The 19,944-nt window shown below is 49.9% G+C and carries 19 protein-coding genes, 2 pseudogenes and 1 other annotated feature; of the genes and pseudogenes, 6 read left to right on the top strand and 15 right to left on the bottom strand.

From position 1 onward, the window contains the following. Window positions 1-40 precede the first annotated feature (40 nt). The 4 genes and pseudogenes from B8P98_RS31780 to parM all read right to left on the bottom strand — a co-directional run. Window positions 41-210: pseudogene (locus B8P98_RS31780) on the bottom strand (hypothetical protein); the annotation flags it as partial. A gap of 195 nt (window positions 211-405) precedes the next feature. After that, window positions 406-636: a hypothetical protein gene (locus tag B8P98_RS29485; protein WP_001568040.1), complete on the bottom strand. Its 231-nt coding sequence runs from the start codon at window positions 634-636 to the stop codon at window positions 406-408. A 61-nt stretch (window positions 637-697) separates the two neighbouring features. Beyond that, entirely contained in the window at window positions 698-1,369 is a 672-nt protein-coding gene (locus B8P98_RS29480) for a plasmid partitioning/stability family protein (RefSeq protein ID WP_001568039.1), read from the bottom strand. 2 nt (window positions 1,370-1,371) lie between these two features. Next, window positions 1,372-2,343: a plasmid segregation protein ParM domain-containing protein gene (parM, locus tag B8P98_RS29475; protein WP_065954397.1), complete on the bottom strand. Its 972-nt coding sequence runs from the start codon at window positions 2,341-2,343 to the stop codon at window positions 1,372-1,374. Window positions 2,344-2,575: 232 nt separating this feature from the next. On the opposite strand from parM, the gene umuD reads away from it, so the two are divergent. Both umuD and B8P98_RS29465 read left to right on the top strand, forming a co-directional pair. Beyond that, complete coding sequence (gene umuD / locus B8P98_RS29470; RefSeq protein WP_001568036.1) at window positions 2,576-3,007, top strand: translesion error-prone DNA polymerase V autoproteolytic subunit; 432 nt, start codon at window positions 2,576-2,578, stop codon at window positions 3,005-3,007. After that, window positions 3,007-4,278 carry a Y-family DNA polymerase gene (locus B8P98_RS29465; protein WP_065954398.1) on the top strand — a complete coding sequence of 424 codons (1,272 nt, stop codon included), beginning with the start codon at window positions 3,007-3,009 and terminating at the stop codon, window positions 4,276-4,278. The genes umuD and B8P98_RS29465 overlap by 1 nt, the downstream gene beginning before the upstream one ends. Window positions 4,279-4,359: 81 nt before the next feature. On the opposite strand, the gene B8P98_RS29460 is transcribed toward B8P98_RS29465, so the two are convergent. From B8P98_RS29460 to repE, 3 genes are all read right to left on the bottom strand, one after another. Next, on the bottom strand, window positions 4,360-5,334 hold the full coding sequence (locus B8P98_RS29460; protein WP_065954399.1) for a ParB family protein: 975 nt from the start codon (window positions 5,332-5,334) through the stop codon (window positions 4,360-4,362). Continuing rightward, a complete protein-coding gene (locus B8P98_RS29455) occupies window positions 5,334-6,539 on the bottom strand; it encodes an AAA family ATPase (protein WP_011977818.1) in 1,206 nt (401 codons plus the stop codon). Before B8P98_RS29455 ends, B8P98_RS29460 begins: the two co-directional genes overlap by 1 nt. Before the next feature lie 703 nt (window positions 6,540-7,242). Further along, entirely contained in the window at window positions 7,243-7,998 is a 756-nt protein-coding gene (repE, locus tag B8P98_RS29450; RefSeq protein WP_042938944.1) for a replication initiation protein RepE, read from the bottom strand. A gap of 376 nt (window positions 7,999-8,374) precedes the next feature. Here repE and B8P98_RS29440 point away from each other — a divergent pair, with 376 nt between their 5' ends. Then, window positions 8,375-9,355 (top strand): IS5-like element ISKpn26 family transposase, encoded by a 981-nt coding sequence (locus tag B8P98_RS29440; RefSeq protein ID WP_000019441.1) that lies wholly within the window; start codon window positions 8,375-8,377, stop codon window positions 9,353-9,355. 38 nt (window positions 9,356-9,393) lie between these two features. On the opposite strand, the gene B8P98_RS31775 is transcribed toward B8P98_RS29440, so the two are convergent. Next, a complete protein-coding gene (locus tag B8P98_RS31775) occupies window positions 9,394-9,828 on the bottom strand; it encodes a hypothetical protein (protein ID WP_228706669.1) in 435 nt (144 codons plus the stop codon). Here B8P98_RS31775 and B8P98_RS29430 point away from each other — a divergent pair. Then, window positions 9,757-10,962, top strand: a pseudogene (locus B8P98_RS29430) (IS3 family transposase). The gene B8P98_RS31775 and the pseudogene B8P98_RS29430 sit on opposite strands and share 72 nt — an antisense overlap. Continuing rightward, window positions 10,038-10,154, top strand: a sequence feature (AL1L pseudoknot). It overlaps the preceding pseudogene by 117 nt. Window positions 10,963-11,384: 422 nt before the next feature. Here B8P98_RS29430 and B8P98_RS29425 read toward each other — a convergent pair. The 4 genes from B8P98_RS29425 to B8P98_RS29410 all read right to left on the bottom strand — a co-directional run bounded on the left by B8P98_RS29425 (window position 11,385) and on the right by B8P98_RS29410 (window position 13,687). After that, on the bottom strand, window positions 11,385-11,585 hold the full coding sequence (locus B8P98_RS29425) for a hypothetical protein (protein ID WP_086893252.1): 201 nt from the start codon (window positions 11,583-11,585) through the stop codon (window positions 11,385-11,387). An 83-nt stretch (window positions 11,586-11,668) separates the two neighbouring features. Continuing rightward, on the bottom strand, window positions 11,669-12,007 hold the full coding sequence (locus B8P98_RS29420) for a hypothetical protein (RefSeq protein ID WP_095033682.1): 339 nt from the start codon (window positions 12,005-12,007) through the stop codon (window positions 11,669-11,671). Between the two features lie 31 nt (window positions 12,008-12,038). Next, window positions 12,039-13,159, bottom strand: a protein-coding gene (locus tag B8P98_RS29415) for an IS3-like element ISKpn34 family transposase (protein ID WP_087759866.1) whose coding sequence is annotated in 2 segments (ribosomal slippage) — window positions 12,039-12,901 and window positions 12,901-13,159 — 1,122 coding nt in all. Because the reading frame shifts where the segments join, the coding sequence is not laid out codon by codon here. Window positions 13,160-13,375: 216 nt separating this feature from the next. Then, a complete protein-coding gene (locus tag B8P98_RS29410; RefSeq protein WP_023307509.1) occupies window positions 13,376-13,687 on the bottom strand; it encodes a hypothetical protein in 312 nt (103 codons plus the stop codon). Window positions 13,688-14,796: 1,109 nt separating this feature from the next. Between B8P98_RS29410 and B8P98_RS29405 the strand changes: the two genes are divergently transcribed. Both B8P98_RS29405 and B8P98_RS29395 read left to right on the top strand, forming a co-directional pair. Further along, complete coding sequence (locus B8P98_RS29405; protein WP_023307510.1) at window positions 14,797-15,687, top strand: hypothetical protein; 891 nt, start codon at window positions 14,797-14,799, stop codon at window positions 15,685-15,687. Window positions 15,688-16,756: 1,069 nt separating this feature from the next. Next, entirely contained in the window at window positions 16,757-17,692 is a 936-nt protein-coding gene (locus B8P98_RS29395; protein WP_023307511.1) for an Rpn family recombination-promoting nuclease/putative transposase, read from the top strand. A gap of 145 nt (window positions 17,693-17,837) precedes the next feature. On the opposite strand, the gene B8P98_RS29390 is transcribed toward B8P98_RS29395, so the two are convergent. From B8P98_RS29390 to B8P98_RS29380, 3 genes are all read right to left on the bottom strand, one after another. Continuing rightward, window positions 17,838-18,614 carry a site-specific integrase gene (locus tag B8P98_RS29390; protein WP_032423393.1) on the bottom strand — a complete coding sequence of 259 codons (777 nt, stop codon included), beginning with the start codon at window positions 18,612-18,614 and terminating at the stop codon, window positions 17,838-17,840. Window positions 18,615-18,664: 50 nt separating this feature from the next. Further along, window positions 18,665-19,432 carry a hypothetical protein gene (locus tag B8P98_RS29385; RefSeq protein WP_227666617.1) on the bottom strand — a complete coding sequence of 256 codons (768 nt, stop codon included), beginning with the start codon at window positions 19,430-19,432 and terminating at the stop codon, window positions 18,665-18,667. Between the two features lie 78 nt (window positions 19,433-19,510). Then, window positions 19,511-19,798 carry a hypothetical protein gene (locus tag B8P98_RS29380; RefSeq protein WP_023307514.1) on the bottom strand — a complete coding sequence of 96 codons (288 nt, stop codon included), beginning with the start codon at window positions 19,796-19,798 and terminating at the stop codon, window positions 19,511-19,513. Window positions 19,799-19,944 lie beyond the last annotated feature (146 nt).

Genomic DNA, 19,944 nt, shown 5'->3' with positions numbered 1-19,944 from the left:
GGCATCACCGCGATACCGTTCCCTGCCGCACGCTGCCTGTTCATCGCGTCCGGTCACGGGTCAGGCCGACCGTGGAATACCGCAGCCGTCCGTCTTTTGGACGGCAAGGATATGCCGCGAAAGCGGCTTGAAGGGCGTTCCTTAAAAGGGCGAGGGACTGGCGTACACTCTCAACGACGCCGGGCCGGAGCGGAAAAACCGCCCGTCCCGTACCAGACCGAACGCGAGACACTGGCAGCGTCCGGCAGGCTTGCGTTAACTCCAGGCGAACGGGGAATTACCTGCATACCTGTCCACAAATCCGGGGCTTAAGATTGTGGATAACCTGAAGGCAAAGGACGGAGAAGTGCGGGAGAACAGACGCCACCACGCCTGTTCTTTTTTTGAACAACCGGAAAGTTTATATCAGCGGTTCAGGGATTTATCCCCGGCCAGGGACAGGCCAATATAGACGCCCGCCCCCCAGATGACCTGCGACAAAATGAAAACCCACTGCGGAACGTCGAAAACCAGAAGCGGAAGCAGACATACCGTCACAATGCCAATCAGCCGGCTGCCAAATTTTCTGCGCACCGGTTCACTGCTGTCGACGGGAATGCGGGCGAGACGGAGCACATTTCTGAATCCTGGTGACATGAGAACCTCCCTGGGGATGAAAACCATTTAATTCTGTATATTACAAGATCTGTTTTTGATTTTAGTCACCGAATGCACGCCGCATATTTTTCTTTATTTCCCGGGTATCCGACCCGGACACCGGCGCGGCAGATGCTGCCGGCGTATCCGGTACTGCAGCTGCAGCCCTGTTCACGTCAGCGGTGCCGGCCATCTGCTGAACCAGTGCCTGCAGCTCACTGACCGAGGTGGGCGGTACCGGCATACTGGCCAGCAGGCGCGGCAGTTCCGGCGCCGTCGTGTGGAGGGCAAGACCGGTGATAATCAGGTTTCTCAGCAGATCCCCACGCAGACGGGATGACGCTTCCGTCAGCACACTTTCCACCCGTTCCCCACTCCGGCCATTCTGAAGCGTCAGGGTGTAACGCCGGCGCTGGTATTCTGTCTCCGGTGACACAGGCAGAGCAGCCTCACCATTTTCGGGCTCATCCGGAAGGCCGGTGAGTGAGGACCAGGTTCCGGAGACCAGGGCCATCACGGCGCAAAGGCGGACAGCGCTCAGTTGCCCGGCAAAGAACACCGGGATCAGCGCCGGTAAACGGGCATCCACCTGGTATACCACCGCCCCGGCGGTGGCGGCGGTACGGATGAACTCACCGCGCAGGGGCTGTGAGATGGTGCTGATGGTTGCCATTGCCGCGATGTCGGTGCGATCGTCGCTGTGCAGATAGAAAGAATACTGGCCGTCCGGCACGTTTAGTCCTCTTTATTGTAAAGGGCAATCTCCCTGGCCAGCGCCATCTGCGGATCGCCGATAACCTCGATACGGTCAGGAGCCAGAGGCCAGGCCTGACGGATAGCTTCTTCTATGAGGGAAGCCCCTCCCCCGACCAGGAATACCCGGTTAACGTTCCTGAAGGCCGTCAGCTCACTGGTGACACGCGCCCCCAGGGAAGTGATCGCCTCTGCTATTTTGTTCCGAACCTCGTCGATTTTACCGGCATCGTTGATCACACGCTGCAGATACTGACGATCATTGCGGTTGCGGATGATAGTGTCAGCGATGAGGGCGCTGGTTTCGCTGTCTGCCGCCCGCAGCGCGCCTGCAGCTGCGCGGGTGACCTGTGACACGCCGACAGACGGATTACCGTGCACCGCACTGATATCATCAAACTGGCCGACAATCACACCGGCATCGAGCGTGGTGCCACCGAGATCGATAATCAGGGTGGTCTCCGCGGGGCCGGGCTTCAGCTCCGCGAGACGGGAGAACGCCGCCGGTAGTGATTCCGGCATCACCTTCACGTCCGTTACGGTAAATGCCCTGCCCTTATTCAGAACCAGCTCACGCATCAGGTTTTCCCGTTTGCGTCGTATGTTCTCCTCGTTCCGCTGGCAGTCCCCGTCGTAATACTCACTCAGGGGCAGCGTCACGGTCAGGCTCACCGGCTGCGGCTCCAGTCCGCTGTTCAGCAGCGCATGATGCACGGCCAGCAGGTTGAGATCACCGTACTGATATTCCACGTTTGTTGTCGGGATGGCATCCCGGCTGACGCTGTCCCAGGTGTATTTCAGCGTACCCACCTGATAGTTGAACGTTGCCGCACTGAATTCCGCCACTTTCCAGCCATGACGGAAGGAGTTCGCAGAAACCCGGGTCTGAAGCTCATCTCCTTCAAACCATGCCAGCTTAACATTAGTTGAACCATCATCGCAGTAAATATTCATCAATATGCTCCGTTAATTACACTCAATTTGATACCAATTATACGAGCAAAATGAAAAAATCAAAGTAATATTTCTCAATATGAGCAATATAAAAATATCAAAATGATTAATTTAAGCATTTTGAACACCTTTATTTACTCAAAATGTTCTTAAGGCATGCGATCTGGATTATCGTCATGCTGTTAAATATACTGTATGTATAACCAGTGAAATTAGAGTGTCAGGAGGAAAGATGAAGCTACAACTTTTCAGCACCGGGAAAGAACTCCCGCCACAGGCCCATCCATTGTTTGCCGATCTGGCCAGCTGCGGTTTTCCCAGCCCTGCTGCTGACTATGTCGAGTCCGATCTGGATCTCCATGATTACTGCATACGGCATCCGAGCGCGACGTACTACCTGCGTGCCAGCGGAGACAGCATGGCCGACGGCAGTCTGTACAATGGCGATCTGCTGGTTGTGGACAGTGCTGAAAAGCCGCGGCACGGCGATATCGTTGTCGCCAGCGTACAGGGGGAGTTTACGGTGAAACGGCTTCTGCTGACGCCGCGACTGACGCTGCAGCCCATGAATGCCTCCTGGTCGCCGATTTATCCTGATCCCGACGAGCTGGATATCTTTGGCGTCGTCACGCATATCATCCACCGCCCGAGGGAGATGTACTGATGTTTGCCCTGGCCGATGTGAACAGCTTCTATGCCAGCTGTGAACGTGTTTTCCGCCCGGATTTGAAAGGAAAGCCGATAGTCGTCCTGAGCAACAACGACGGGAACGTAATCGCTCGCAGTGCCGAGGCGAAGCCCTGGATCAAAATGGGAACTCCGTGGTTTCAGATAAAAAACGAAAGGTACCCGGAAAAAATATATTCTTTTTCAAGTAATTATGAACTTTACGCCTCGATGTCGGCGCGCGTGATGAACTGCCTGGAGGAACTGGCCCCCAGGGTGGAACAGTATTCCATTGATGAGATGTTCCTCGACCTGACCGGCGTGGAGCACTGTATGGGGCTTGAGGACTTCGGCCGGCAGCTGCGTCAGCACGTGTATGACTGTACCCGCCTGACCATTGGCGTGGGCGCCGGACCAACGAAAACTCTCGCAAAATCAGCCCAGTGGGCCTCAAAAGAGTGGAAACAGTTTCGTGGCGTACTCGCTCTGACCAGGGGAAATCCGCAGAGAACGCGGAAACTGCTTTCACTGCAGCCAGTTGAAGAAATATGGGGGGTGGGTAACCGTATTGCACGCAAGCTGAATGTGCTGGGCATAAAGACCGCACTCGATCTGGCTCTGACGAACCCGGCCTTCATCCGCAAAAATTTTTCTGTGGTCCTTGAGCGAACGGTACGTGAACTGAACGGGGAAAGCTGCCTTTCGCTTGAGGAAGCCCCTTCGACTAAACAGCAAATTGTGTGCAGCCGCAGTTTTGGCGTGAAGATCACTGAGTTCGAGTCGCTCCGCCAGGCTATCTGCCAGCACGCAGAGCGGGCCTCTGAAAAGCTGCGTAAAGAGCGCCAGTATTGCCGGCATATTTCCGTTTTCATCAAAACGTCCCCGTTCGCCGCTAAAGAGCCGTACTACGGCAACGTGGCCACGGAAAAACTGCTTACCCCGACTCAGGACACCAGGGACATCATTGCAGCCGCCACAACGGCTCTGGAGCGTATCTGGAGGGATGAGCACCGGTATGCCAAAGCCGGAGTTATGCTGAATGACTTCACCGGCTCCGGCGTTTCGCAGCTGCAACTGTTCGACGAACGCCCGCCACGCCCTCACAGTGCTGAGCTGATGAAGGTTCTGGACGGGATCAACCACTCAGGGCTGGGTAAAGTATGGTTTGCGGGGCGGGGCATTGCCCCGGAATGGCAGATGAAACGGGAGATGCTTTCTCCTGCTTATACGACACGATGGTCAGATATTCCTGAAGCGAAACTGGCGTAAAACTTTGGCGATTTCACCTTGAAATTCTCAACCTAAACTTATTAATTACAATAAGTTAGATGTGAAATCGCCATGGCGAAATTATTGACTCAAATTTCTTTCAAGGACCTCATTGATAGCCTTGTCCAGTTCATCCTGAACCACTTTTGACATACGGCTAAACTCATAAGTCAGCGTGCGCCCTTTCACACGCTTGCGCGCGAACTTGTCCTTTTCTTCAAAGGTCCAGAGTGGGGAAATCACTGACTTTTCCTTAGGAGGTGGCGCTATCAATGCCTGAGATGCCTGAGAAATCAGCTTCAGTATACTGGCTTTCTGTTCGTCTTCTGGTCGCTCGCAATCACTTAAAATTGCATTATGCCGATCTGAGACAGACTGAATGAGTTCTTCAGGCGTTAAGCCCTTTTCACTGAGTTTTTCGTTAACTTCTAAAAGAATTTTATAGTCACTAAATGACAACTCCGACTGAACCGGGAACAGAGCAATCAAGTCTTGCGGTACTGCCGCCGCCTGCAGCGCCCTGGTGACCTTAGCCTGAGATAACCCCTCCAGTTCAGCAATTTCCTTTTGATTGAATCCGGACTCTTTAAGAGCTATCAGTCTCAGGCCGATTTCCCGAAGATTATGTTCTTTAGCTGTCTGGATATCTTTAGCCAGTTGGCGAGCTTCATCAGCTGATAAATGTTCATCGGTAACCATGACATCAAGGCCTGTGCGGATATAAATCGCTGAGGCTCGCCGTCTTGAACCATCCAGTATCTCAATCTTTTCACCTTGCTTAATACCAATACAGGGGAAGAACTGCTGAAACTTAATCGTCTGGATAATGGATTTCAGAGACTCCCTGGTTAGAGCAAGTTGATCTCGTCCATTGTTCTCCTGGTTTACGAAGGTCATACTTTCAACGTCAGCTGCAGGTATCCGAACAAACCTGAACGTTACCTTCCTGCCGGTTTTTAAGGTAAATACCTGGCTTCTATCGGTGTCAGTCATCTCGACCATTGACGCCTGGGTATTTAACTGTCTGCCGATGGTTTTTCTTTTCTCATTCGACATCACATACCTCCGTTAGTACGAATGAACTCGATGCGATCAAAGACTGCCTTCGCAAAGTCTTCCGCTGCTGATTTTGCGCTTTTTAGTGCCTCTGTACTTCCATCATAGGTTGCTGGATTTGCTGAAATAACTGTGTCAAAAGTCTCCCCACAGCGTTCGAAACCATCCAGTCTCGGCAGAACCATGTCTAGCATATCGGCACCGAAAACCTCTTTGGCCTGACTATGGCAAATTTTGTGATCAGACTTGTTCAGGATCTTGGACATGAAGCCGACATTACCGATGAGATTGCAGGTGTGCCCATCCATTTCGATGGAATCTATGAGGGCAGGGAGGCTGGCCACAAACTTCAGGGAAGAATGAAAATCAACCGTAGCCGGTGGAAGAGGGGTCAACATAAGGTCTGCCGCCCCAATGCAGTTTTTCAGGAACGCATCAAGGTGCGGACCACTATCAAGGAAAATAAAGTCGTAGTCATGCTGGAGCTTATCGATAATGTTCTCTTTAAGCACAGCATGAATATTTTTCCCTGGGAGATGTTCTTCACACAATCCCTTCCAGCCTTCAGCAAGGAATGCATCGTCAATGGAAGCAGGGATTACATCAACACCAGGGATAATAGACGGTACTATAAAATCGGAAAGTAATTCTTCACGAGACACGTTCTGGAGCATGGCCTGAGCAGCCGTATTTTCAACCAGGCCCACTGAATTCTCATGGCTCAGGAACATTGTCAGAGATGCCTGCGGATCGAAATCGATGGCCAGAATACGCAGGTCTTCGAACAGAAGCTGAGGATGAGCTCGAAAAGCATGTGATAATGAAGCGGTAGAAACTGTCTTGGAACCACCACCTTTAAGATTACATACAAAAATCGTAAAGGCTTTATCGAAGCGATCCCTGTACTTGGGTACTTTACGATGGTTATACAGATCGATGACATTCTGAATCGTCATCGCGTATTTCATGGTATTGCCAGAAGGTTTCTTTTTGAAAATGTAGCCACCGGCTTCCATTTCGGCCACAGCATACTCAACACTACCTTTACTGAGTTTTGGCAGCTTATAGAGTGCGGCTTTGCTGTATTCCTGATAGAACTCGGTAAGCTTCAATTCCTCTTTTTGCTGGCGGATACTCTCGCTCAAAGATGTCAGAAGCTTACCTGCACGTGTAGCAACTTTCCGTAACTGCTCAATATTGTCCATTTATCACCTCATGACGTTTTTTGTCATTTTGAACAAAAAGAGTCATGTTGCAAGCAAAAAATCATATTGTTTTGATTTCGCTCTCAACAGGAGGGGCGAGAAGTTCGACGGGCGTGCCACTCAATCACAGTGCCGCAACACACAGACGCACTTATGACCATCACACAACAAGTCGTACAAAAGGGTACAGAGAAAGGTATCAGCGCTCGCCGCAGTCATGTAACCGAGCGTAGCGAGCGAACTGGCGAGGAAGCGAAGAGGAACCGTTCCGGCAGATAGCTCTTACGCTCAGCACAAGAAGAGTTTTCCATCCTCTGTGGGAAACAGGTCAACTTCATGGACGGCCAGGGCTGCGGGAAACACCACATGTACAGGCACACACACGGATAGCTTGCTCTGGGCAACAAGTGTGACAATCAGCCCTCATTGATTATGACGAACTTGCCCCCTCAGGTCATATGACTAACGGGAAGAGGGGACAATCTAGTGTGACAAACTGCACTCATTTAACTGTGACAAACTACCCTCAGGGTAGGGTGACAAATTGCCCTCAAATGTGGCTTCACTACCGGTTACAGCCAAAAGAACTATGAGTAAGCGCAGGATGTCAGGGAAGGAACAGCAAAACTGTGACAAATCACCCTCAAACTGCCAGATCAAATGTGACGAACCACCCTCAAATCTGTGACAGATAACCCTCAGGCTATTCTGTTGTCATCGAGGTGATATCACGGAAGGAAAATACGATATGAGTCGTCTGGCGGCCTTTCTTTTTCTCGATGTAAGAGAGACGCATTGGTGTCCGGCTATTGATCTCATCAACACTTGCCTGCAGGAAACGGCGGCGAAAATCCGGCATACGCTGGTAGCTTTGAGGTAGCTGGTAGCGCTCCATGATCCAGTCGATTTTCAGAGACACGACACCTGAGCCATCAGGTTTACGGTACTGACACAGGGATTCGTATAAACGCATGGCATACGGATTGGTAATCTCTTTTGTTTCACTGAGCCGGAACTGCGTAAACCGGTTCTGTAACCCGATGAAGAAGGGAATGAGATATGGGTTGATATGTACGCTGTAAAGCCCTCTGGATGGACTGTGCGCACGTTTGATAAACCAGGGAAAGGATTCATACCCTTTTTCATCGCCGGCATCCTCTTCAGGGCGATAGAAAACCACTTCCTTACCTGCAAAACCTTTTAAAGCCTGTCGTATATCCTTACTCGCTTCAGCGGAGGTCAGCCCGAATGTTTCAGCGTATTTAGCAACGTGAATTTCGCAGATGCCGTCATGTTCCTGCAGGGAACCGTCGGATTTTCTGATCTGGTCAACGAACAGATACAGCAGACGCTTTTGATCCCTGGAGAGACTATATGCCGCCTCAGTCAGCTCATTTGACTGGACAATCCGCGGGCTATTTTTACGTTTTTTATGATTTATAACCGCTATTTCCGCCATGACAGGTCCATGTTAAGTGTGACAGGTTTTAAGATTGTCACACTTCATAAAACAGAGTCAACAGGGATGGATAACTTTGTGAAAAGCAACGCCATCTGAGGGCAATTTGTCACAGGGTTAAGGGCAACTTGTCACAGAAAGGACGGCTATTTGAGGGTGATTTGTCACACTGAAAGGGCGGTTTGTCACAGATCCCTCTCTGAAGCCCGCATGGATAAAGGCCTGTGGGCATTCTAAAAATAAAGATCTAACAACTATTAAAAAAGATCTTATAAAAATATCCCCGTGGATAAGTGGATAACCCCTAGGGAAGGTGCGAACAAGTTCCTGATATGAGATCATCATATTCATCCGGAGCGCATCCCAGAGGGACATCATGAGCCATCAACTCACCTTCGCCGATAGTGAATTCAGCACTAAGCGCCGTCAGACCCGAAAAGAGATTTTCCTCTCCCGCATGGAGCAGATTCTGCCATGGCAGAATATGACCGCTGTCATCGAGCCGTTTTATCCCAAGGCGGGCAATGGCCGACGGCCCTATCCGCTGGAGACCATGCTGCGTATTCACTGCATGCAGCATTGGTACAACCTGAGCGACGGTGCCATGGAAGATGCCCTGTACGAAATCGCCTCCATGCGCCTGTTTGCCCGATTATCCCTGGATAGCGCCCTGCCGGATCGCACCACCATCATGAATTTCCGCCACCTGCTCGAGCAGCATCAACTGGCCCGTCAATTGTTCAAGACCATCAATCGCTGGCTGGCCGAAGCAGGCGTCATGATGACCCAAGGCACTTTGGTGGATGCCACCATCATTGAGGCACCCAGCTCTACCAAGAACAAAGAGCAGCAACGCGATCCGGAGATGCATCAGACCAAGAAAGGCAATCAGTGGCACTTTGGCATGAAGGCCCACATTGGTGTCGATGCCAAGAGTGGCCTGACCCACAGCCTGGTCACCACCGCGGCCAACGAGCATGACCTCAATCAGCTGGGTAATCTGCTTCATGGAGAGGAGCAATTTGTCTCAGCCGATGCCGGCTACCAAGGAGCGCCACAGCGCGAGGAGCTGGCCGAGGTGGATGTGGACTGGCTGATCGCCGAGCGTCCCGGCAAGGTAAAAACCTTGAAGCAGCATCCGCGCAAGAACAAAACGGCCATCAACATCGAATACATGAAAGCCAGCATCCGTGCCAAGGTGGAGCACCCGTTTCGCATCATCAAGCGGCAGTTCGGCTTCGTGAAAGCCAGATACAAGGGGCTGCTGAAAAACGATAACCAACTGGCGATGTTATTCACCCTGGCCAACCTGTTTCGGGTGGACCAAATGATACGTCAGTGGGAGAGATCTCAGTAAAAACCGGAAATAACGCCAGAAATGGTGGAAAAAATAGCCTAAATAGGCTGATTCGATGTGTTTGCGGGAAAAAAATCGGCCCAGATCCGCGAAATTTTAATCAGCGAGTCAGCTTGGGAAGAAATGACCTGCTTATTCGCACCTTCCTTAGCTGAATCAATATATTCTTGACTTCCATGACCGAACACGTTTTTTCCTATATATTTTGTCGAGATAACGGCATGGTAGTCCCGTTCAAGTTCTTCAAATCTTTCTGCTAAGGTCTTATTCATCATAGTGCCATCCGAGCTGTCAAATCTGCTAAGAACATCTGTGAATACCAACATTCTACCATGGGTTGCAACAGTCATTGAACCGCCCCGGGAATCCTGGAGGCTAAACTCCTTGAGAGAGGTAACAGGATGACAAAAAACAATCAGTTTTCCCCCGAGGTACGTCAGCGTGCCACCCGCCTGGTTTTTGAAAACCAGCATGAATACAGCTCGCAGTGGGCAGCGATCTGTTCCGTTGGCCAAAAGATTGGTTGTTCACCCTAGACGCTCAGAGCCTGGATACGCCGGCAGGAGCGCGATGCCGGTGGTGGTGATAGCGTACTGACCACCACTGAACGTCAGCGCCTGAAAGAACTGGAGCGCGAGAACCGTGAGCTGCGGCGCAGCAACGATATTCTGCCGCAAGCCTCTGCTTATTTTGCGGAGGCGGAGTTCGATCGCCTCTGGAAAAAATAATGCCGCTGCTGAACACTCTGCGCGGTGAATACAGGGTCGGACCGGTATGCCATGAGCTGAATATAGCCTCGTCGACATACCTACCGGTACTAGGACCACCATCAGCATCCAGAAAAACGCAGTCAACGTGACCGACGTGATGATCTTCTTAAGCAGGAGATACAACGCGTATACGACGAAAACTACAGCGTCTATGACGTTCGAAAGGTCTGGCGCCAGTTGCAACGGGAAGGCTTCAGCGTGGCCCGATGCACGATCGCGTGACTGATGAGAAACATGGGGCTTACCGGTGTGCTCCGCGGTAAAAAAGTGCGCACCACCGTCAGCCGTAAGGCCGGTGCCGCACATAACCGTGTCAACCGCCAGTTCGTAGCCAAACGTCCCACTCAGCTTTGGGTGGCTAATTTTACCTACGCGAGCACCTGGCAGGGCTCAGCGTATGTGGCGTTCATCATCGATGTGTTCGCCGGCATTATCGTTGGCTGGCGGGTCTCAGCGTCGATGGAGACGACGTTCGTACTGGATGCGCTGGAACAAGCACTGTGGGGCCATCGCCAGTTCGGCACCATCCACCACTCGGATAAAGGCTTGTAGTTCGTGTAACTTGCATACACGCAACGGCTGCAGGAAGCAGAGTTACTCGCCTCAACGGATAGCACAGGCGACTCATACGACAATGCGATGGCAGAAAGCATTAACGGCCTGTTCAAGGCGGAGGTGATACACAGAAAAAGCTGGAAAACCCGACAGCAAGTGGAGCTGGCATGGGTGGACTGGTACATCAATCACAGGCTGATGGAGCGGCTCGGTCATATCACCCAGGCTGAAGCGGAAAAAGCGTATTATGCATCAATAGTGAACTCGGTTCTGGCTGCCTGAGTTCACAGAAAAAACACTCTCCCGGAAAACCGGGGCGGTTCAATGTTCGCCTACTGGTAGAGCTTATATAGCCTCTACATGGTTAGCAGTGGATATCATGTTTGGCTTTCTTCTATTCACATTGGACACACTGCTCATTCTGTCCAGCGCTACTGGCTTGCTGTGCCAAACTTTCCGTTGCAGATTTCCTCGTTCACAATGGCCTGAAACATGGAGACAGAATTTCTAGCCTTATCCCTCAGTGCATTAATGAGTTCTGTGTTGTGTATTTTGTTGTAGAAATTGAAAGTAGAAACATCAAACTGGAGTTTAAATGCTGCTTTCCTTATGGCTAAACCTGACGTGATCGTTATCCCATTATGTATGCGAAGATAGGCAAGATAATCATCGTTATTTGCTTCACACTGCTCATATAAATATTTTTACATGAGGGATTGAGATAAGACCAGAAACTCAACATATCGTTTGGTTTTTATTTCTTTATCTTTTAATCCCTGTACTGCCGCTTCTTTTTTTAATTCGTGCTTTTGTGTTAGCTTAAGATCCCCCCCTAAAATAGTCAACAGTGACCCCAAACCTATTTTTACGGCATTATCAGCCACATCCACCCACGCAGTTGCCATCTGTTACTCGTTCTTCCTGTGATGATCATGGTTGCCAGTATAATTCCAGCACAGACTGGACATACAGCATTTTCTGTCCAAGATTAATAACCTCGAACTGCAACTACAATGCCGCAGATGATGCAAAGGACAATTATCCAAAGAATGGCTGGCATTGGATTGCCATTTTTAGCTTCAGATGCCAAATACGCATTAAATTCTTTTTTTCTTTGTCTTCGACCATTAGATGTAGAGAAATTGTGCTGCCTTAGCGGAACAGTACCAGACTCAACATATTCCTTAGCTGCTGCTAATGTGGGGACAGGTCCAAAATCATGAGCGCCATTAGCATCCACAATAAGCCACCCAGAGTTATTTTTTATAATGCAACGCCCATCATCGACTGCGTATCTTCCGGCCTGAATTCTGGTTACCTTAGCCAAGGTGACCTGCCCCCAGAGTTAGATACAACCTTCAGTTAGTAATGTCGGTTGGTTTTTCTTCATATTTCCCGTTTCGCCAGCCCGCTGCAAATTCAGCCGGCGTCAGGTAATTCAGTGATGAATGTGGTCGACACTCGTTATAATCCAGTCGCCAGTCATTAATGATCTTCCTGGCGTGAACAATATCGCTGAACCAGTGCTCATTCAGGCATTCATCACGAAAGCGTCCGTTAAAACTCTCAATAAATCCGTTCTGCGTTGGCTTGCCGGGCTGGATAAGTCGCAGCTCCACACCATGCTCAAAAGCCCACTGATCGAGTGCGCGGCAGGTAAACTCCGGGCCCTGATCGGTTCTTATCATAGCCGGATAGCCGCGAAACAGCGCAATGCTGTCCAGAATACGCGTGACCTGCACGCCTGAAATCCCGAAGGCAACAGTGACCGTCAGGCATTCCTTTGTGAAATCATCCACGCAGGTCAGGCACTTGATCCTGCGACCTGTGGCCAGTGCGTCCATGACGAAATCCATTGACCAGGTCAGATTGGGCGCCATCGGGCGGAGCAGCGGCAGACGTTCTGTTGCCAGCCCTTTACGACGTCGTCTGCGTTTTACACTCAGGCCATTAAGTTGATAGATGCGGTAAACCCGCTTGTGGTTAACGCAAAGACCTTCACGTCGCAGAAGCTGCCAGATACGCCGGTAACCAAAACGGCGGCGTTCAAGTGCCAGCTCTGTGATGCGTAGAGACAGCTGCGCGTCAGCAGCCGGACGCTGAGCCGAATATCGGCAGGTTGACAGGGACAGACCTGCCAGCCTGCAGGCACGACGTTGCGACAGACCCTTAGCCTCGCACATGACTTCCACGGCTTCCCGCTTCTGGTCTGTCGTCAGTACTTTCGCCCAAGAGCCACCTGAAGCGCCTCCTTATCCAGCATGGCTTCAGCAAGCAGCTTCTTGAGTCTGGCGTTCTCTTCCTCAAGCGACTTCAGGCGCTTAACCTCAGGCACCTCCATACCGCCATACTTCTTACGCCATGTGTAAAAGGTGGCGTCGGAAATGGCGTGCTTACGGCAGAGCTCACGGGCAGAAACGCCGGCTTCGGCCTCGCGGAGAATACATATGATCTGTTCGTCGGAAAAACGCTTCTTCATGGGGATGTCCTCATGTGGCTTATGAAGACATTACTAACATCACGGTGTATTAATCAACGGGGAGCAGGTCAAAGGTTTGCTCCATGTTGTCTTATGCCCAACGGGCTACTTTGTTCATCAGTAAAAGTTTACAGCTTTATCCCTGCGCCGCAATGGGTTGAACACTCAGGTAATTCAATCCAAGTAAAGAAGCTGGCCGAAGCCAGCTCAGTGCGATCACTGGTTCTTGAGCGCAAGGATAAGAAGCCCAAGAAACAGGATAGTAGCCCCCTGACTCAGAAGAGGGGCATTCATGAACGTGTCGAGCAATGGCAACATAATCGTACCTCCGATAACGGCTTTGGGATTGTTACCGCAGGCATTCGGTTGACGTAGATTGAATAGTTTTCTATTATCTTCATCACTTGAGGACATGCCTTTGGTGTGTTTTGAATTGGATTTGATGGCCGTCATTTCCAATCCAGTAATAAAGCTCTGATTATTCAGGGCTTTTTTGCTTTTAGACGTTGTGTAACGTGTCTCTGTCACTGCATTTTCACTCCTGATTTATTTTCCCAATATTTTAACTGCGCCCGAGGGTCAGACTGAAGGCAGCCACTGATTACATGGTGATTCTTCTGGATAGCTATTCTAGTAAGGATTTATTTTAGTGCAACGGTTGATTTTGACGTAAAATTAAGAAAGCAGTTGATGTAGAATACTCTATCCCGATGATTCATCTGCATTAATTTATTTGTAAGCATCATGAATAAAATTTTGAAAATTTTATTCAGTGCTGATTTCTTCAACTGCGGGGATAATTGGAAAACAATAAAGGGATAAAATTTATAATAAATCACGCAATAGATATTCTATTGCAGAGGTTAATGTCTGCGATCCCCTTGCCTCGCCATCATCGCAACTCTCGATTTTCCAGCCCGGACGTAATAGCCTTTCCATTGCTGGCATTACCAGTCCTCGATGCGCCGGTACGTTCGCAGAACTGCTAGCAAACCCGCCCCGTCACGTAATCCTTTCCCCGTATTGGACGTTCAGGTTTTTCTGTCCAGCTCTACTGGCTGGCTGTGATCTGTCCTGATATCATCAGGTTATCCCACAGGTGAATAAGGAAAAAAACAATGTACGCTGACGTAATAACGTCTATGGATGGCGCAAGGACACTTAAAGAACATATCACTAAGCTACAAGCCATTCTGGATTTACCCCCTGTCGATCCGCAACTAGCATCATGTCTACGGGTGGTAATTTCATCCCTGATGCAAGACCAACATACAGCCATTAAACTGAGTCAGGCCAGTCAGAAAGTACGGTTGAACCAGACAACGACAACGGTATACAAGCAGCTATACAGTTACTGTCAGCAACATGTCACGACAGGAACCCCTCAATGGATGGTGGCAGCAAAACGTGCCGGATGGACTCCGCCGACAACGCCATAAAGTGTCATCAAGGCCGCGCCAGCGGCCTTTTTTATGCTCCTCGCTTAGTTCCCGCCTCACCTTGGACGTTGCGGTCATTCTGTCCAGCACGACTGCTTTGGAGAGATCTAACTTGATAGAATCCTAGTGCAGTCATATCATCTTACAATGTTTTATTTATTGGATTATGGGAATATTAATCCCATACAAGGAATATAAATGATGGAAAGAATTGCAATAACAGATGAAGAATTAAATAGCCCAGAAATGATTGAATTGGTAACCTCCATCCCTGCCAGCCTACTGGATATTAACTCCCCTGGAATATCTCCCGAAGTTAGAAAAAAAATACTTAAAGACAAATACAAACAGAGAGTAATATCAGATGGTTTAGAAACCGGGCAAATAACATTAACAGAAAGGGGATATGTATTCAGCTCATATCAAACACCAAGCTCTTTTGCTGGGCTTGTGTTCGAGGCTTACCTTGTAGAGCAATTTAACAGTAATGAAAAGGCTGGGCTGCGAGCATTTCAGTGGTGCACAGAAAGGTCAGAAGGGTGGTCAAATAAACCTTTCCTAGATTGCAAAGCTGTCGGAACAGGACTGTTATCTACAAAAAGACAGCTGATTGGTCATTTTTCGCCACACAGTAATGCCGATATTATATTCATTCGTAAAAACCCCAATGTAGATGTTATGGAGCCAGTGTTAATTCATAACCAAAATAACGCAGCATCCATACAGGTTAAAAGCATAAAATTCAATTTCAAAGAAGAAATAGTCGATAAGGTCCTGTCAGGGAAATACAGACGAGTCATAACTATGTTGAGCGATCATGATAAAAGACGGTCATGGGTCATTTGCCATAATATTTTACTAAAAAAGTTGCGCTCCGGATATATCACTAAAGCAGAATATGCTGATGCGATTAGTAGAATTCAGGGGCCTGAATATTTTGAGCTAAGTCAGCAAGACGCAGATGACTACCATGAATATATTATGGAGTGGCACCGTGGGCAGGTAAACCCTACATCCCATATTACTGAAGCCGCTTCTCAGGAGATAATTGGTTATAAATACGAGAACGGCCTCCTGGTTCCTGTTTAAGCCACGACTGACTGGTCTTTCATGTAATTCTGTCCATTGCTGGCATTTCCTCAACCGCAGCTGCGCGGCCAGTCGAAAAGTTGCTGGCATAACATGCCATCTATGCTCCGGTGTGGTCGCTAAAATGCTGGCACTATATTCCCCGTGCTCCGGTCGACGTGTCCGGGCAGATCACAACCGCCTGGCTGTATATGCCGCCAGCCTGGACACAAGCGTCATTTTTCCCAGATATTGAAACCATGCTCTAATCACCTTTTTAAATTGGCGGAGATTGATATGTATTAAGAAGTACTTGATGCGCTGAATGAAGAGAAAACAACTCGTCAGCATATGAATAAAATCGAAGATTTTTATAATAGAGCAACAGACCCCGTTCTCAAAAAATTGATTGGAGCTGTAGGTAATGATTATGCAAATTGTTTTGATAGTTTCAAAAAAATTAGCCAACCAAAAAACTACTATCCCGATCAGTAAGCAACGAAACGTAGCTAAATCTAGAACTGCTGTTTCGGCCGGAGCGTAGCCCGCTCGGTTCTGCATTCCCACTCGGATTAATCCCGCGCGGTTAGACATTCAGGTGTTTCATTCCTGTTTCTTAGAGCCTCGCTCCGCCATCGTCAATCCTCCACCTGACATTTACAAAAAATGCTATTGATTCTGGACATTTCGGCTCTATCGGAAAAATTTTCCACCAAATATTTCTGGTGATCGTATTTATTTTTGTTGGCCTGTTTCCAAAACCGACACTCTTTTCTGAACAGGGGAGGGGTTGGGCAAGCTCGCAGGGCGCGCCAGTCTGTCACATTGGGGTATGCATCAACGATACCGGGAGCTTCCTCCGTCTCCGGGCTAATGTGACCAGATATGTGAGGCCATAAACGACAAGACCACTTGAATGTTTTCAGAGACGTCAGTAACTGTAGAGTGAATGGTATGCTAGGGAAGAGGAGAGGGGGACAGAACCACCCCGGCACTGCCCCCCGGAAGAAACAGCAAGTCCCTTCCACGCGAATGTTAGCATCTTTTGCCTGTGATATGATGATAGCGTCATTTTTCAGAGCATGGACCGATGAAAAAGAAAACCACCACGCCCCACGATGCGACATTCCGGCAGTTTCTGACGCAACCAGATATTGCCCGGGATTTCATGGAGCTGTATCTGCCGGCAGAGCTGCAGGCCATCTGCGACCTCAAGACACTGAAGCTTGAATCCGGCTCGTTCGTTGAGGATGACCTCCGTCAGTATTTCAGCGACGTCCTCTACAGCCTGAAAACCACCGCCGGGGATGGCTACGTTCACGTACTCATTGAGCACCAGTCTTCACCGGACAGGCATATGGCGTTTCGCCTGATACGTTATGCGGTAGCCGGCATGCAGCGACATCTGGAGGCCGGGCATAAAAAACTGCCACTGGTGATACCGGTTCTGTTCTATACAGGTAAACGCAGCCCGTATCCGTACTCCACACGATGGCTGGATGAGTTTGACGATCCGGCGCTGGCAGGCAAACTCTACAGCAGCGCTTTTCCGCTGGTTGACGTGACCGTTATTCCGGACGACGACATCGCCGGTCACCGTAGTATGGCTGCCCTGACCTTACTGCAGAAACATATTCACCAGCGCGACCTCGCTGAACTGGTTGACCGCCTGGCGCCCATCTTACTGGCCGGCTATCTGTCTTCATCCCAGGTCATATCGCTGGTACACTATATAGTCCAGGCAGGCGAAACAGCCGACGCCGAAGCCTTTGTACGCGAACTGGCACTGCGTGTGCCGCAACACGGGGACGCACTTATGACCATCGCTCAACAGCTTGAACAGAAGGGCATCGAGAAGGGAATTCAGCTCGGTGAACAGCGTGGTATCGAAAAAGGCCGCAACGAAGGCAAACTGGAAGGCAAGCTGGAAGTTGCCCGTACCATGCTCCAGAACGGTATTGACCGCAATACCGTGATGAAAATGACCGGCCTGACGGAAGACGACCTGGCGCAGATCCGCCACTGATTCATCTCTCCTGATGAACGCGTTTACTGCCCGGATGAGGCAAAGTAGATCATCGGCATTTCATTCTGAATCCCTCATTTGTTCAGGACTCGCTTCTGGACAGACAAGGGGTTGGACAAGCCTGCGGCGCGTCAGCCTGTAGCCGCTAAATCTTTGCTTTCAGCATCGCCACCGCCTCTGCCGCCGACATCTGGAACTGAACGCGGTGGCGTGCCGCTACATCGAGCGCAAACACCTTCGTATAGACCTCCGTCGAGCTAATCGATTTGTGGCCCATCAGGCTCTGCAAAACCTTCAGTGGTATGCCGGCATACAGCATGTGCATCGCGTAGGAGTGACGGAACGTATGGGGGGTCACCGGTACTGAGAATGTCACACCGTCGGCGGCCGCGGCTTCTGCTGCTTCAGCAATCCAGGTACGAACGGTGCGATCGGTAATCTCCCAGATACGCGCTTTTTCGGTTCTGCCGGTGCGTTTATTTCGGCGTTCAAGCGGAATTTTCAGCGTGGCCACCATCATCTGCAGCTGGCTAACGTACTGGTGATCGGATAGCGGAACCAGACGATGGGCCTGATTGCCGGCGGGCGCTCTCCCGGCCGTTCTCGCCGCTTTTTCCGCACGCTGTTTGAGCGTGGCCAGCTGCACAAACGGATACGGCGGTGCCAGCGAAAAATCCCCTCTTGTCAGTGCCAGCGCTTCGTTAATACGCGCGCCCGTATTCCAGAGGGTGGCCAGCAACATCTTGCGGTGAAGGTCGGGCACGTAATGGAGCAGGGCGCTGACTTCCGGCGCCAGCAGATATTTCGGTAGTTCATCCTGAACAAGGGCCATCTGACGCAGGGCCAGCGCGGCCGGGTAGTCGATGGCAACAGGTAATGATGTGTTGCTTATTGGTATAAAACTAGTGGGAAGTGAAGTCATCGACATTACCCCGTGTGAAAATGTTCATGAATTGTGTCACGGTGGTGATTTCAGAATATGCCATCATTCATCCTGTATAGTGCATCCTCCTGTAGAAGGGTTTCAGCCGCCACGCTAATAAAATTACGTACTGTGCTGATAGCAATTTGCACACTCCCCTGGCTGATATATATAGGTTCAAGAGATTCGTTAACGCCATTACGGTGTACCAGTGCGTTTCGGATCTTGATTAATCCCTCAATTTCCTGCAACGGCCATTCATGCGGTGTTGTCAGCATGGTTGAAAAATATCTGGAAATTGTTTTGTGGTTCTGAAACGTCATCTTCGCCACAAGAGCCTGGGCGCGCCAGACGTAGGCCTGTTCAGGGGTATCCACTTCGGGTTCCTGCTCAATCCATTTACGATTAAGTAGATCCCTTTTCTCATCCTTACGAACAAAAGAACTCGCATGTTGCAGAAATCGATGCAAATGCGGGGGATGACTAAGAAGTGCCCTGGCGCTGTACATCAGAAAGCTGTCCAGTACACTCACGCAATGAACATAAGCCATCCGCTCTACAATCCCGGGTTGGTTGAACTGCATCAGGCTCTCTAACTCATCCAGTTCAGCTTTTGCATCCTGCAGGCGGTCAGGAATACTGGTCAGTGAAGCTTCAAAACACTGCTGTTCGGCTGCCTCATCCATCCAATCCTGAAACCAGCTGTATTCCTGCGCTGCCGCATCCCATTCAGGAGTTCCTTCCTCAGCATCCGGATAATTTTCCGCAATCCATTCGTCACGCTGTTCCTCCTGCATTTCAAACAGCAGTTCTTTCATACTTCCCATTTAAACCTCGCCATCAATGATGTAATCCCGCCTTCCTTTTTATTCCTCGAAGACTCACCTACCCCAGCTCTAATACCCTGCAAGACCCCAGGCTGCACGTCTACGTTTGTCAGCAGGAAAAGCACGAACGAGATCAATAGCAGGAACTTCCTCTGGTATACATTTCAACCAAAATTTGTTTTGCGCGTCGTATGGCTTGGCCACTACATATCTTACCGGTGAGTTGATAGTTGCTTTGGACCAGGTCGATGGATCTAGGTCGTCATAGAATCCGGTGTTAATCCAGACACGGCCTGTTCCATTTTCATCTTCAAGCTCATCAATCAGGTCACATAACGCGTGCTTAAAAATTTTCATTACAATCCTTCCCCAATAAATAGTCACTACGCGTAATTATGACGCGCGGCACAACCGGCAGTGTACAACCCCGCATCTGTCACCCGGATGACTTTTCCGTGCCGTCATCATTTTCAGGGTCATAATTAGCAAACATATAACCACTC

This window comes from Klebsiella quasivariicola (genome assembly GCF_002269255.1).
Classification (GTDB): Bacteria; Pseudomonadota; Gammaproteobacteria; order Enterobacterales; family Enterobacteriaceae; genus Klebsiella; species Klebsiella quasivariicola.
This window is presented reverse-complemented; position numbering and strand designations above follow the sequence as displayed.